Raw genomic sequence first — 12812 nt, 5'->3', positions numbered from 1 at the left:
GCTATATATCTTGTTTAGAGTGATATATGTACATGACAAAAGAAACACACCTAAACAAGAAAGGGGCAAGAACACATGGCAAGTAAAGAATTCTTAAAAAGCAACTTTGGAATCGAAATTGAAATGACAGGAATCACAAGAAGAAAAGCGGCTAAGATTGTCGCAGAGCATTTAGGCGGATCCATCGAAGAGGTTTACGACTATTACAAAACCTTAAAAATCACAGCTAGAGATGGACGGGTTTGGAAGATCATGTACGATGGCAGCATCAAGTGCCAAAAGCGAACGGGCGGACAAAAGGTTAGCGCAAACAGTGAATACAGCGTGGAACTGGTTAGCCCAATCCTAACCTACGAAAAGGACATGGGTGACCTTCAGGAGATGGTGAGAAAACTCAGGAAAGCCGGAGCTTTTTCGGAACAGCAAAACTGCACAGGGATACACATTCATTTGGATGGTCGAGATCACACGCCAAGGTCCTTCAGAAACTTCATGAATATCATCTACTCAAGAAATGACCTTTTATACGATGCCCTTCAGATAGAGAGAAGAAGAATGCACTACTGCAAGAAGATGGACCAAAGCCTTGTTGAAAGTATGAACAAGAAAAAGCCAACCACCATGAAGCAGATTGAAGATATCTGGTACCAGGGCTACAGTGAGAGAAGGGAAAGACACTATCATAATAGCAGATATAATTTCTTGAATCTCCATAGCTTTTTCAACGGATGTGGAACGGTTGAACTAAGAGGGTTTAACAACCCAAATCTTCATGCAGGAAAAATCAGAAGCTACGTAGCACTCAGCCTTGCCATAAACCACCAGGCCTTGACCCAAAAGAGTGCCAGCAGCAAGAAGCCACAGATTGAAAACCCGAAGTTCTCCATGAGAACCTGGATGAACCGAATCGGCTTTATCGGAGACGATTTCAAGAACTGCAGAGAGCACCTTTGCAAGCACCTGGATGGTAGTGCAGCCTGGAGATTTCGCACAGCCGCATAGATAAAAAAGGCGGCGCCTTCAAACCCACCGAGCGGGAGACCGCTCTTAAGGTGGTAGAAGGGTTCCTATCTTCAAACAAAAGCCCACACAGGCGAAGATAGGGGGACAGACGCCAAGTGTTAGAAAGGATGGAGTGACAATGAAAGTAGAAAAAAGACTGGGAGCGGCCTATGGATCCAATCTCAATATCAGTCAAATGGCTATGAGGTGCCCAACGGCTAAGGCCTATGGGAAAGGGGTGCTAAAAGGATACCGCTTGCTATTTAAGGGTCAAATGGAAAACGCCTACTGCACCATTGAGAAAAAACGTGGTGGTAAGGTTCCTGTGGTGATTTGGGAACTTGAGCCGGAAGATGAAAAGGCACTGGACTTTTACGAAGGCTATCCCAGGTTCTATGAAAAGGAAGATGTGAAGGTAAACCTAGAGGATGGAACAGTCATTACAGCCATGGTGTATATTATGACCGATAAGATTCTGGATAGAATCCATCTCAATCTTCCAAGCAGAAGTTATCTAGAGACTGTGAAAGAAGGTTATAGGGCTGCCGGTTTTGACGAAGCATTTATAGAGGATGCTCTGGCAATCAGTGAGAAAGCCATCAGGAAGTATCCACCTAGTTTTCTGTAAGCCTTATAAAAAATACATCATTTCTCAAGATAAGACTTGCATCTATGTAGCTTTAGAGTGATATATGGTAGTACCATAAGCAAACAAAATGCGAGGAGGTCAAGGAAATGATGATTCAGAAGAAAGACAGGTTTGAAAACAAAAGGGGTAAGGTTTATGAGATCGCTGGCAAATGGGGTAGGGATTTTATTCTGGCACCTATTGAGGAAGCCGATGATGAATGCCTGATCTACACCCCAGGAGAGATGGAGGAATTTCTTGAAACAGGATGTTTCAAAAGCGTGGGAGGAAAAAAGTGATGAAAGCACTATTCGGTAGAAAGGTATGTGACCTGGTAGAGCTTAAAGAACTCACCCACCAAGCCATCAAAGCGGGAAAGAAAGGGCAACCTTACACCATTACAAGAGAAGTGATTCTAAAGGATGATGAGTTCAGAGATTTTGCCCAGGACTTCTTAAAAGATCAGCCATGGATTTCACATGAAGATGGTGGGATGGACCAAGAGGGTAGAATCAGATGCATCCGAGTCGTAAACATCGACAGCGGAGAGAAGGTCCTTGTAAATACGGAAAATTACGACTACCCACGGTATACCGGCCTTGAACTTTAAGACTGAAGAAGGGCAAGCAGCCCTTTTTTAGGTAGTGCATTAAATTATAAGCATCGCTACAGCAGTGCGGATAATTTAGTGCATTTATGTTTAAAAAGCCGGTGAAATACCTTGCTATATCCTGTGTTTAGAGTGATATATGTAAGTACCAAAACTTAGAGGAGGTATGAAAATGGACCGGAAAGAAATGATCAAACAACTGAGTGAGCACTTTGGCATGAAACCTAAATACTTGAGTGTTCCAAGCTTTGCTTATGAAATCACAACTGAAAATGAAGTCTACACCATTGACAGGCATGGCGGTATCACCAAGGGAGATGGAGAGACCATCACCATGGAAGAGATTCTGAATCCTAAAATGGAATCAGAACCCACGGTCAATCAAGAGCAAAACATTCAGAAGCCGATTGATGATTCAGCGGTTTCAGAAATAACTCAGAAAGAAGGAGCGGACAGGATCCTGGAAGATCTCGGAGGGGTTGAAGTCAAACTGAACTTTGAAGAGCATACAGCTGATAGCTTGAAGAATATCATCAACATGCTTTACAGTAAGCAGCGACTCATTATGATGGCCTTTGAAACAAAGACGGCCTTCATGGACGAGACATTTGCAGAAGATCTAAATAAGATTGAGATTAAAGATTTGCAGGGACTTAAAGAAGCCATTGAAGAACTGGGACCAGACAGATGTCCAGGATATGAGATTGATTTTGAAGAGCAGACGTTCACTTTCAAACTTTTCAGCTCAAAGCTGAATCCAGAAAGAATCAAAGCATTTCAAGACCTATGTGTCCTTATAGCGGGCTATGCCAGAACCTTAAAGAGGGCTTCCTTCAAACAGGCTCAGGATGATAATCCAAAGTATTCACTCAGAACCTGGTTCATTCGAATTGGAATGAATGGTCCCGGGTATAAGGATACCAGAAAGACACTTCTAAAGAACCTGGAAGGCAGTGGTGCCTTCAGAACGGTTGGTGAAAGCGATGAAACCTAAATGCAGACTGATCGGCGAAAATGGCAACATTTATAATTTGATGGGGATTGCATCAAAGACCTTAAGAGAAGCTATGGAGCCTGAAAAGGCCCATGAAATGGTAAAGCAGATTACAACTGAAGCAAAGAGCTATGATGAGGCCCTGGTCATATTGATGGAATACGTGGATATAGAGTAGGAGGTGTGGATAGATGGACCGATTTTTCAGTCAGAAACACTGTGACCGCTGCGGTGGCAGCTTAGAAGGTGGGCGAACCATGTCCATGTTCAATGAGCAGTGCATCTGCATGGGCTGCAAGGATAAGGAAACAAAAGACCCTGATTATAAAAGAGCTGTGGATGCAGATCATGAAGAGATCAAAAAAGGAAATTACAATTATAAAGGAATACGTGAAAAATAACCTATATGCATAAAGCTATGTTCAATTTATGCATATAAGAAGAATAATGTGCAGTAGGAATTAATACTTAAGAGGGACTTTCAGACGAAGGTTCCTTTTTCTTTGTCACAAACGAAGGAGGTGAAAGTTATGGCAGGTAGAGGAAGACCACCAAAACCCACAGCGATAAAAGAGCTGGAAGGTAATCCAGGGAAAAGACCCCTGAACAAGAATGAACCAAAACCAAAACAGACCGCACCCAAATGCCCGTCATGGCTGGAGCCAGATGCCAAGAAGGAATGGCGCAGGCTGTCTAAAGAGCTTGAAACCATGGGGCTACTGACTCAGGTGGATATGGCTGCCTTTGCCGGTTACTGCCAAGCCTATGCCAGATGGAAGGAAGCGGAGGAGTTCATCTCAAAGCATGGATCCATCTTAAAGACCGCTTCAGGATACATTCAGCAAATCCCTCAAGTATCCATTGCCCAGCAAAACCTGAAACAGATGAGAAACTTCTGCTCAGAGCTTGGTCTTAGCCCATCGGCTAGAAGCAGGCTGAACATAAACAATACAGGGAATGTCATCGAGGGGGATGCCATGGCAGCGCTTCTTGGAAACATCCCCAAGGCAGAAGAACTTTTAAGACGGGATGATGACTAATTTGCGAAAGGAGGGGAGCAGATGCCGTATAGCGAAGTCCATGCGAACCACGCCATTAACTTTATAGAACAATTGAAGCTGACCAAAGGCAAATGGGCTGGTCAGCCTTTTAAGCTTCTCCCGTGGGAGAAGGATCTGGTTAAGCGCCTTTTTGGAACCTTGAGGGAAGATGGAACCCGCCAGTACCGAACCGCCTATGTAGAAATAGGTAAGAAAAATGGCAAGTCAGAACTTGGGGCAGCCATTGCCTTGTACATGCTTCTTGCAGATGGGGAACCCAATGCTGAAGTGTATGTAGCAGCCTGTGATCGGCAGCAGGCCAGCATCATTTTTAACACCAGTATGAACTTTGTGGAAGGGAATCCAACCCTATCAAAAGTGACTAACCTAGTAAGATCCACCAAGCGAATCACTTACCCAAAGACTGGGAGCTTCTATCAGGTTCTAAGTTCCGATGTTAAATCTAAATCAGGGATTAATGCTTCCTGTGTCATCCTGGATGAGATCTGGACCTATCCTAATCCAGACCTGGCAAAGATGCTGACCACTGGTTCCGGTGATGCCAGGACCCAGCCGCTGTTTTTATATCTTACCACTGCAGGAAATCAGCTATTCGGCTATGGCTGGGAGATGCATCAAAAGGCAAAGGACATCCTGGAAGGGAAACGAGTAGATCCCACTTTTCTGTCCATCATTTATGGGTTAGAGGATGATGCAGATATTGAAGATGAAAACAACTGGTATAAGGCCAATCCTAGCCTAGGCCATACCATTTCTATAGAGAGAGTAAGGGAGCACTATAACCAAGTGAAGGACGATCCAGCAGATCTGGCCCTGTTTAAACAACTCAGGTTAAACATGTGGTTAAAGCAGGAAATCAAATGGATGCCCATGGACAAGTGGGACCTTTGTAATTTCACTGTAGATCCGGAAGAGTTAAAAGGGCGAGTCTGCTTCGGAGGTCTGGACCTTTCCTCCACCAGTGACCTCACTGCCTTTGTGCTGGTGTTCCCGGCATTAGAAGATGGAGAAAAGTTTCAGGTGCTACCATACTTTTGGTTGCCAGAAGAAACCCTTCATCAGCGGGTGAAAAGAGATAGCGTTCCCTATGACATCTGGCACAGGAAGGGGCTTCTAAATCTAACGGAAGGTAACGTGGTCCATTATGGATTTATAGAGAAGTTCATCGAGCGTCTCGGTGAGATATACAACATCAGAGAAATCGTCTATGACCGGTGGGGCGCAACACAGATGAGTCAGAACCTCGAAGGAATGGGATTTACCGTGGTTCCCTTTGGTCAGGGTTTTAAAGATATGTCTCCACCAACCAAAGATCTCATGCGCCTGACTTTAAGTAAGCAGATAGCCCATGGCGGGCATCCCGTTCTTCGGTGGATGGCAGATAACATTGTGGTCCGGACAGACCCTGCTGGAAACATAAAGGTGGACAAGGAAAAATCATCAGAAAAGATCGATGGAATTGTGGCTATGATCATGGGCCTTGCCAGAGCCACAGTAAATCCACCGGATGATGAAGGTTCAATTTATGATGAACGCGACATGATCATTTTAGGATGAGTATCTTTCTATGGATTTAAACATGTGTTAAAGATGGGTCAAACATGAGTTGTTGGCCTAGTGTTTTAATATGACAACCTCACTATTTTAGTTTATAATGGGCTTAAAATAGGGGGGTTGAATATGAAGTTTCTTGATATGTTTAAGAAAAAAGTTAAAGAAGAAAGTAGACAAATAGTACCGCAAGTAAAAAATCTTAACAGATCTGAGCTGCTGATTCACAATGATCTACAAGACTTAATTTGGTTTAAAAACGGACCTAAAAGAAATTATTATCCTGAGCGGAGCATAGATAGAAGTGAGGTCTATACTGGTGACTTTAGGATAGTTATTAATTTTTCCGTTTCCGGACCGGAAGAACCTAGTGTCATTGATACTAAGCTAGTGAGCAGAGAGGTTAGAAATCTGAATGAAGTAGAGAAGCTGCCGTATTATCCTTCATATTCAGAAATATCACCTGAACAAAGAGGTGCATATCTTAAGTTTCTGGAAAACCCATATAACACAGCTTTTGAGGTTGGGTATGCATTCATTTTATATTACGGTTTAGAAAGATTCTTGTTAACTGATAAGTTTGAGCCTGCTTTTGAAGTGGTACTTAAGTTGAGAGATGTACATCCAAATTCATCTTTCCAATCATATTCAGGAAACGCACTAGTTTTGTCTTGCCTATATCATAAAAGACCTGACATGATGGTGAAATTTATAGAGTCCCTTGATAAAGATTTTGAATTAACTTTCTCGGATAATTTATTTCTTTTGAGCGCGTACAGCTTTGAATTACCACTGTACGCAAAAGACATTGTAAGACTGGCTAAAACTTTTGAATTCACCAACAAGAATTATATGTCCAAATATCCGGATTTATTTATTGAAACGATGACGAAGTTAGTGCTGGAGAAGTATAAGAAAGAAGGTATTTTGTTAAGTGAGATTCTGAATAGAAAGGAGTTTAGTAAATTACGAACCGAAGACAGAGGTATGTTTGCAAATATCTCAATATCGGATGAAAAAATCAGAGTGCCAATGATAGCAGAATCGTTTAAAATCAAGAAAACCTTTTATGACCTTCTTGAAGAAACACATGAAAGTGTAAAGAAAGAGTTGGCTGATTTAAGGAAAAAAGGAAGTGCGCCGGAGGTAAATCAAAAGTCAGCATCTAAAGAAAAGAAACTTCTGGTCTTTGATGAAAATCTGGAAGAACAACTGTTATCAGAGCTTAAAAACAGTGGTAGTGATTTGTTAAGAAAACATTTTGCTTACATTCAACTTCAAGATTTCTACTATAAATATCGGGATATTGATTCTGAAAGCTTAACTAAGTGCATCTATTTCTGCGAAGAAGATATTAGAAAATTGGATGAAATGCATCAGCAATATATTTCTAGTGAGTTAAATAAATTGAAAGGAATCAGTGCGATACTAAACGATTCAGAAATAGAATCAAGAAAAAGGTATATAGAAAAAGGGTTCCAAGCGAACATTCCAGCATTTAAGAGGTTAGCCATTATTTATGAAAAAAACAAGGATTATGATAAGGCAATAGAGATATGTGATCAAGCTGTTCACTACTATCAGAAATGGGGCATGGATGCCAATGAGTTTCTTGATAGGAAGAAAAAATTGATAGAGAAGAAAAACAAAAATTGAGATAAAACTAAGAAAAATACCGCAATTACTGTGGTATTTTTTTATGCTCAAAATTTAGAGGAGGTGACAGAAGTGAACCCATTCAAATGGCTTTCTAGAGCAAGGGCAGAACCAACAGATAAAGTCAGTGATGCTCCAAGATTTTATATGGGACAAAGCATCTCAGGTAAAGTGGTCAATGAGCGAAGCTCCATGCAGACCACAGCTGTCTTTGCTTGCGTGAGAATCATTGCAGAGACCGTGGCTTCCTTACCCCTTCATACCTACCAATACAAAGGAGATGGAAAGGAGAAGATTTACACACACCCGCTCTACAGAATCTTACACGATGAACCTAATCCTGAAATGACGTCTTTTACACTAAGGGAGACCATGATGACCCATATTCTTCTATGGGGAAACTCATACTGCCAGATCATTCGAAATGGGAAAGGGGAAGTGATTAATATCTATCCACTGCTTCCAGATAAAATGACAGTGGACCGGGACAACAAGGGCAACCTTTACTATGCTTATCTAAAAGACAATACCATACACTACCTGGGACCAGAAGATATTCTTCATGTACCAGGACTTGGCTTTGATGGGGTAATGGGTTATTCGCCAGTGGCCCTTGCAAAAAATGCCATAGGGCTGAATATTGCTGCGGAAGAATATGGGGGTAGGTTCTTTGCCAACAACGCAACACCCAGTGGTATTCTTTCCACTTCAGGAACCATCAAGGATCCTACGAAGGTTAGAGATGCCTGGCAGGCGGCTTATGGGGGAATTAATAACAGCAATAAAGTAGCTGTCCTAGAAGATGGCCTTCAGTATCAAGCCATCAGCATGCCAAACTCAGATGCACAATTCCTTGAGACCCGGAAATTTCAGATAGAAGAGATCTGTAGAATCTTCCAAGTGCCACCCCATATGGTAGCGGACCTTAGTAAGAGTTCTTTTAGTAATATTGAAAACCAATCCATCAGCTTTGTGGTCCATACCATTAGGCCTTGGCTGGTTAGAATAGAGCAGGCGATGAACAAGAAGCTCTTTCTTGAAAAGGAAAAGGGACAGTGCTTTGTTTCCTTCAATGCATCGGCTCTTATGCGTGGGGATTATAAATCTAGGATGGATGGTTATGCCATAGGTATTCAAAACGGCTTTTTCTCTGTCAATGATGTGAGAAGGATGGAGAATATGGATCCCATCTCTAAAGAGGATGGTGGTGACCTATATCTGGTCAACGGAAACATGCTACCCCTTAAGATGGCAGGGGCTTATGCAAAGAAAGCTATAGAAGAATCAGGTGGCGATGGTCCCGGTGAATAGCGTATAACTTGGGCCATTACTGTGGCCATCTACAAAACTAAATTTAAGTATCAACAGCATTTCTCAAAATGAGAAGTGCATTTTATATGGGAAAAGGAGGTCAATTAGATGGATAAATTTTGGCGCTGGGTGGTGAATGAAGCCGAGGGCCCTGCTGTAAGAACCCTACATCTTGAAGGATACATTGCAGAGTCTTCCTGGTTTGATGATGACATCACCCCTAAACAGTTTAAGACAGAGCTTTATGGCAGCGGATCAAGAGTAGATGACATTGTTGTAAAGATACACTCACCAGGTGGAGACACTTTTGCAGCGGCGCAGATTTACAACATGCTCAAAGAGTATCCTGGAAAAATCAGTGTACACATAGATGGACTGGCAGCCAGTGCTGCTTCTGTCATTGCCATGGCGGGAGACGAGGTGTGTGTATCGCCTTTATCAGTCATTATGATTCATAACCCAGCCATGCTGATTGCTGGTGAAGTAGCGGATCTACAAGTGGGGATTAACCTCCTCAGTGAAGTAAAAGAAAGCATCATAAACGCTTATCAGACAAAGACGAGGCTTTCTAGAGCAAAGATTTCACACATGATGGACGCTGAAACCTGGATGAGTGCCCACAAAGCCATCGAGCTGAAGTTTGCCGATAAGGTTGTCTATGAATCAGAACTGGCAGATGAAGGTTCCGATGGCTTTATCTTTGACCAAATGACAGTGACCAATGCTCTAAGAAACAAACTTCCTGGTATCCAGGCAAGGATGAAATATCTCAAAGCTAATGAGAAAGAGGAGGACCCAAAACCACAGGTTTTACCTGGCAAACAAGAAACCCCTATTGCAGTGAACCAAATTCCTATTGCCCAGCTGGAAAGACGGCTGGAGCTTATTAAAAGTTGGAGGTAATACACATGAGTAAAATTCAAGAACTGAGAGAGAAGAGAGCGAAGGTTTGGGAACAGGCTAAGACGTTTTTAGATGACCACCGTCAGGAAAATGGCCTGATCAAACCAGAAGACAATGCCGTCTATGAAAAGATGGAAGATGAGGTCATGAACCTTGGTAAGGAAATCGAGCGCCTTGAGCGTCAGGACGCTATGGACAGAGAGCTTTCCGCTATGACAAGCAAACCTCTTGCATCCAGACCTGATAAGATGATCGTGGAAAAAACAGGAAGAGCATCCGATGCCTATAAGAGTGCCTTTTGGGGGGCCATGAGAAACAAGATGAATCCTTCTGTCCAAAATGCACTGCAGATTGGTACCGATTCAGAAGGTGGTTTCCTTGTGCCAGATGAATACGAGAACCAGCTGATTCAGGCGCTTCAGGAAGCCAATGTCCTTAGAAATCTCTGCAATGTCATTAACACCAGTCACGGAGATCGCAAGATCCCTGTGGTGGCCAGTCATGGTTCCGCAGCTTGGATGGATGAAGAAGGAGCATTTAACGAAAGTGATGATGCCTTCACCCAGGTGACTTTGTCTGCTTATAAACTTGGAACCATGCTAAAGGTTTCAGATGAGCTTCTTAACGACAGCTACTTCGACCTTGAGGCCTATATTGCTGCAGAATTTGCAAGACGAATTGGTGCTGCCGAGGAAGAAGGATTCTTAACCGGTAATGGAAGCAGCAAACCAACAGGACTTCTTCATACCACAGGAGGTGCAAGCCTTGGTGTAACCGCAGCAAGTGCAACAGCCATCACCATGGATGAAGTGCTGGATCTTTATCACAGCCTGAAGTCCTCTTACAGAAAGAACGGAACATTCCTTGTAAATGATGCCACAGTCAAGGCCATCAGAAAGCTAAAGGATGGTCAGGGACAGTACTTGTGGCAACCATCTGTACAGGCTGGAACACCAGATACGATTCTAAATCGACCTGTGATTTCCTCACAGTTCATGCCTGTGGCGGCAGCAGGAGTGAAGACCATTCTCTTTGGAGACTTTAAGTACTACTGGATTGCGGACCGTCAAGGCAGAACCTTTAAGCGCCTGAACGAGCTCTATGCAGCAAACGGTCAGGTAGGTTTCTTGGCATCCCAAAGACTGGATGCAAAACTAATCCTGCCTGAAGCCATCAAGGTACTTCAGCAGAAATCCTAAGAAATGTCAAAGGGAAGGTGGTTTAAACACTGCCTTCCTTAATCTTTTATAGGAGGTAAAAACCATGACATATAATACGAAGAATTACACCGAACAGGGTGGTGAGAAAACCATCATTGGTGGAGAGATGGCTGTAACTGCAGAAGGAAAAGTCACCTTTGATGGAACGGAGTTAAAACCTGCAGCGCTTCAAGCTGAAAGTACAGCTACAGAGGTTGCTGAACTTGTGACAGATTTCAACGACCTACTTCTAAAATTGAAAACTGCTGGTTTAATGGAAAGCGAGTGATAAATCATGGCACTACTAGATAAGGTAAAAGCAAATCTTATCTTAACCTATTCAGAGGACGATGCTTTGATCGAAGGCTTCATTGATGCAGCCATTAGCTATGCAGAAGGGTACCAGCAAGTAGGTACAGATTATTATGCAGAGCATCAGATGTCAAAAGCAACGGAGCAAGGGGTCATTATGCTGGCTACTCACTTCTATGAGAGCCGAGATGGTTCCACTGGGGGCTTTTTCAACAATGATGTCAGAGCTTCTGATCAGGTCTGGAAAACCGTACACCTCCTTCTTCGAATGGGAAAGGAGTGGCAGGTTTAATGAAAAGACTCTGGGTGAAAAAGAAGCGAAAGAGGTAGAAACGCTGCTATCGAAGTGGCCGAAGGAAAGACAGAAGACACGATTATGGTGAGATGGTTCTTAAGGAAGGTGAGACAGATGAGCTTTGGAAAGATGAACACATTCATAGAGATCATCGATGCCACGCAAACCAAGGACAATGAAGGATTCACTTTTAGAGGGGAATCAGTCGTCGCCAAGGTGAGAGCCTATAAAGAAGAAAGACATGGCTCAAGGAAGTGGGTTAACATGGCAGCCTATAGTAAAGCCAATGCCCTCTTCCAGTTTAGGCGCATTCCTGGTATTCAAGTGGAAATAGGCCAGCTTATTTCTTGTAATACCGGCAGATACAAGATCATCAGTGTGGAAAATATATCTGGTCTTTATGTTGAAGTAGCTGCAGAAAAAACAGAATCTACAAAGGACTAGGTGATCTTATGGCCAAATCAAGTTTTAAAATGCCCGATGACTTCCTATTGAAAGTATCCAAATTAAGTGAGAAAACAGATGAAATCATCCCGAAGGTTTTAGAAGCTGGTGGCGAAGTGGTGAAAGCCAAAGTGAAATCAAATCTTCAAGCTGTGATTGGTAATAACACAAAACTCCTTTCAAGATCTTCTGGTGAACTGGTGAAGGCACTGGGGGTATCACCTGCGGGGATTAATAGAGATGGTGATTATGATGTAAAGGTCGGATTTGATGAACCAAGAAGTGATGGGGAGTCTAATGCCAAGATTGCTAACATCATAGAATATGGGAAGTCTGGTCAACCGGCAAAACCATTCTTAAAGCCAGCGAAGGCAGCAAGCAGAAAAGCCTGTATAGAAGCTATGAAAAACAAGCTGGATGAAGAGATAAGTAAAATATAAATAGGAAGGGAGGCGAATGAAATGACAGGCAGCATTTTGAAAGATATAAGTGAGGCACTTGAGCCCTTGGGAATTCCAATCGAAACCGGGATCTTAAGTAAGAAGGCACCAGATGAATACCTGGTTCTGATTCCCATGAGTGATATCTTCGATCATTTTGCTGATGATCTGCCTTCTGTAGAGATGCAGGAAGTTCGCCTTTCCCTTTTTTCTAAAGGAAACTACCTGGAAAGGAAAAATGCTATTGTTCATCGTCTCTTAAGTGAGGCATTTACCATAACGGATCGAAGGTATCTTGGATACGAAGAAGATACCGGTTTTCACCACTTCGCCATTGATGTGGCAAAAGAATATGAATTAAAAATATAGCTGGAGAGATTCAGCGAAAATGAAGGAGGACAAAGAC

General features: G+C 42.7%; 18 protein-coding genes. All 18 read left to right on the top strand.

The genetic code is table 11. From position 1 onward, the window contains the following. Positions 1-75 precede the first annotated feature (75 nt). A complete protein-coding gene (locus tag C3945_RS07745; protein ID WP_161879125.1) occupies positions 76-1002 on the top strand; it encodes an amidoligase family protein in 927 nt (308 codons plus the stop codon). Between the two features lie 139 nt (positions 1003-1141). Then, the gene (locus C3945_RS07740) at positions 1142-1630 is read left to right on the top strand and encodes a gamma-glutamylcyclotransferase family protein (protein WP_161879124.1); all 489 of its coding nucleotides are present in this window, start codon (positions 1142-1144) and stop codon (positions 1628-1630) included. A gap of 107 nt (positions 1631-1737) precedes the next feature. Beyond that, positions 1738-1929, top strand: a complete 192-nt coding sequence (locus tag C3945_RS07735) for a hypothetical protein (protein WP_161879123.1) — start codon at positions 1738-1740, stop codon at positions 1927-1929. Further along, the gene (locus C3945_RS07730; RefSeq protein WP_202623320.1) at positions 1926-2240 is read left to right on the top strand and encodes a hypothetical protein; all 315 of its coding nucleotides are present in this window, start codon (positions 1926-1928) and stop codon (positions 2238-2240) included. Before C3945_RS07735 ends, C3945_RS07730 begins: the two co-directional genes overlap by 4 nt. A 172-nt stretch (positions 2241-2412) precedes the next feature. Then, positions 2413-3234 carry a hypothetical protein gene (locus C3945_RS07725; RefSeq protein WP_161879122.1) on the top strand — a complete coding sequence of 274 codons (822 nt, stop codon included), beginning with the start codon at positions 2413-2415 and terminating at the stop codon, positions 3232-3234. Then, positions 3197-3412 carry a hypothetical protein gene (locus tag C3945_RS07720; RefSeq protein ID WP_202623319.1) on the top strand — a complete coding sequence of 72 codons (216 nt, stop codon included), beginning with the start codon at positions 3197-3199 and terminating at the stop codon, positions 3410-3412. The genes C3945_RS07725 and C3945_RS07720 overlap by 38 nt, the downstream gene beginning before the upstream one ends. Before the next feature lie 13 nt (positions 3413-3425). Beyond that, positions 3426-3635 (top strand): gamma-glutamylcyclotransferase, encoded by a 210-nt coding sequence (locus tag C3945_RS07715; protein WP_161879121.1) that lies wholly within the window; start codon positions 3426-3428, stop codon positions 3633-3635. Positions 3636-3764: 129 nt separating this feature from the next. Next, positions 3765-4274 carry a phage terminase small subunit P27 family gene (locus C3945_RS07710; protein ID WP_161879120.1) on the top strand — a complete coding sequence of 170 codons (510 nt, stop codon included), beginning with the start codon at positions 3765-3767 and terminating at the stop codon, positions 4272-4274. Between the two features lie 21 nt (positions 4275-4295). Continuing rightward, entirely contained in the window at positions 4296-5852 is a 1557-nt protein-coding gene (locus C3945_RS07705; RefSeq protein ID WP_161879119.1) for a terminase large subunit, read from the top strand. Positions 5853-5975: 123 nt separating this feature from the next. Then, positions 5976-7502 (top strand): TerB N-terminal domain-containing protein, encoded by a 1527-nt coding sequence (locus tag C3945_RS07700; RefSeq protein ID WP_161879118.1) that lies wholly within the window; start codon positions 5976-5978, stop codon positions 7500-7502. A 72-nt stretch (positions 7503-7574) separates the two neighbouring features. Next, positions 7575-8813: a phage portal protein gene (locus C3945_RS07695; RefSeq protein WP_237585514.1), complete on the top strand. Its 1239-nt coding sequence runs from the start codon at positions 7575-7577 to the stop codon at positions 8811-8813. A 108-nt stretch (positions 8814-8921) separates the two neighbouring features. Further along, positions 8922-9716, top strand: coding sequence for a head maturation protease, ClpP-related (locus tag C3945_RS07690; protein ID WP_161879117.1), 795 nt, complete (start codon positions 8922-8924; stop codon positions 9714-9716). A 5-nt stretch (positions 9717-9721) separates the two neighbouring features. Beyond that, on the top strand, positions 9722-10915 hold the full coding sequence (locus C3945_RS07685; protein ID WP_161879116.1) for a phage major capsid protein: 1194 nt from the start codon (positions 9722-9724) through the stop codon (positions 10913-10915). Between the two features lie 64 nt (positions 10916-10979). Further along, positions 10980-11204: a head fiber protein gene (locus tag C3945_RS07680; RefSeq protein ID WP_161879115.1), complete on the top strand. Its 225-nt coding sequence runs from the start codon at positions 10980-10982 to the stop codon at positions 11202-11204. 6 nt (positions 11205-11210) lie between these two features. Beyond that, on the top strand, positions 11211-11519 hold the full coding sequence (locus tag C3945_RS07675) for a head-tail connector protein (RefSeq protein WP_161879114.1): 309 nt from the start codon (positions 11211-11213) through the stop codon (positions 11517-11519). Positions 11520-11603: 84 nt separating this feature from the next. After that, positions 11604-11966, top strand: coding sequence for a phage head completion protein (locus C3945_RS07670; protein WP_442862168.1), 363 nt, complete (start codon positions 11604-11606; stop codon positions 11964-11966). Between the two features lie 8 nt (positions 11967-11974). Then, complete coding sequence (locus C3945_RS07665) at positions 11975-12406, top strand: HK97-gp10 family putative phage morphogenesis protein (protein WP_161879113.1); 432 nt, start codon at positions 11975-11977, stop codon at positions 12404-12406. Between the two features lie 21 nt (positions 12407-12427). Continuing rightward, on the top strand, positions 12428-12775 hold the full coding sequence (locus tag C3945_RS07660; RefSeq protein WP_161879112.1) for a hypothetical protein: 348 nt from the start codon (positions 12428-12430) through the stop codon (positions 12773-12775). The last annotated feature ends 37 nt before the right edge of the window (positions 12776-12812 follow it).

It is taken from the genome of Alkalibacterium sp. MB6 (genome assembly GCF_009935905.1).
Taxonomy (GTDB): domain Bacteria; phylum Bacillota; class Bacilli; order Lactobacillales; family Carnobacteriaceae_A; genus Alkalibacterium.
This window is presented reverse-complemented; position numbering and strand designations above follow the sequence as displayed.

Bases quoted from the DNA above. Each gene is read 5' to 3' on its own strand.
- C3945_RS07745 (WP_161879125.1), top strand. From the start codon at position 76: ATGGCAAGTAAAGAATTCTTAAAAAGCAACTTTGGAATCGAAATTGAA.
- C3945_RS07740 (WP_161879124.1), top strand. From the start codon at position 1,142: ATGAAAGTAGAAAAAAGACTGGGAGCGGCCTATGGATCCAATCTCAAT.
- C3945_RS07735 (WP_161879123.1), top strand. From the start codon at position 1,738: ATGATGATTCAGAAGAAAGACAGGTTTGAAAACAAAAGGGGTAAGGTT.
- C3945_RS07725 (WP_161879122.1), top strand. From the start codon at position 2,413: ATGGACCGGAAAGAAATGATCAAACAACTGAGTGAGCACTTTGGCATG.
- C3945_RS07715 (WP_161879121.1), top strand. From the start codon at position 3,426: ATGGACCGATTTTTCAGTCAGAAACACTGTGACCGCTGCGGTGGCAGC.
- C3945_RS07710 (WP_161879120.1), top strand. From the start codon at position 3,765: ATGGCAGGTAGAGGAAGACCACCAAAACCCACAGCGATAAAAGAGCTG.
- C3945_RS07705 (WP_161879119.1), top strand. From the start codon at position 4,296: ATGCCGTATAGCGAAGTCCATGCGAACCACGCCATTAACTTTATAGAA.
- C3945_RS07700 (WP_161879118.1), top strand. From the start codon at position 5,976: ATGAAGTTTCTTGATATGTTTAAGAAAAAAGTTAAAGAAGAAAGTAGA.
- C3945_RS07690 (WP_161879117.1), top strand. From the start codon at position 8,922: ATGGATAAATTTTGGCGCTGGGTGGTGAATGAAGCCGAGGGCCCTGCT.
- C3945_RS07685 (WP_161879116.1), top strand. From the start codon at position 9,722: ATGAGTAAAATTCAAGAACTGAGAGAGAAGAGAGCGAAGGTTTGGGAA.
- C3945_RS07680 (WP_161879115.1), top strand. From the start codon at position 10,980: ATGACATATAATACGAAGAATTACACCGAACAGGGTGGTGAGAAAACC.
- C3945_RS07675 (WP_161879114.1), top strand. From the start codon at position 11,211: ATGGCACTACTAGATAAGGTAAAAGCAAATCTTATCTTAACCTATTCA.
- C3945_RS07670 (WP_442862168.1), top strand. From the start codon at position 11,604: ATGGTGAGATGGTTCTTAAGGAAGGTGAGACAGATGAGCTTTGGAAAG.
- C3945_RS07665 (WP_161879113.1), top strand. From the start codon at position 11,975: ATGGCCAAATCAAGTTTTAAAATGCCCGATGACTTCCTATTGAAAGTA.
- C3945_RS07660 (WP_161879112.1), top strand. From the start codon at position 12,428: ATGACAGGCAGCATTTTGAAAGATATAAGTGAGGCACTTGAGCCCTTG.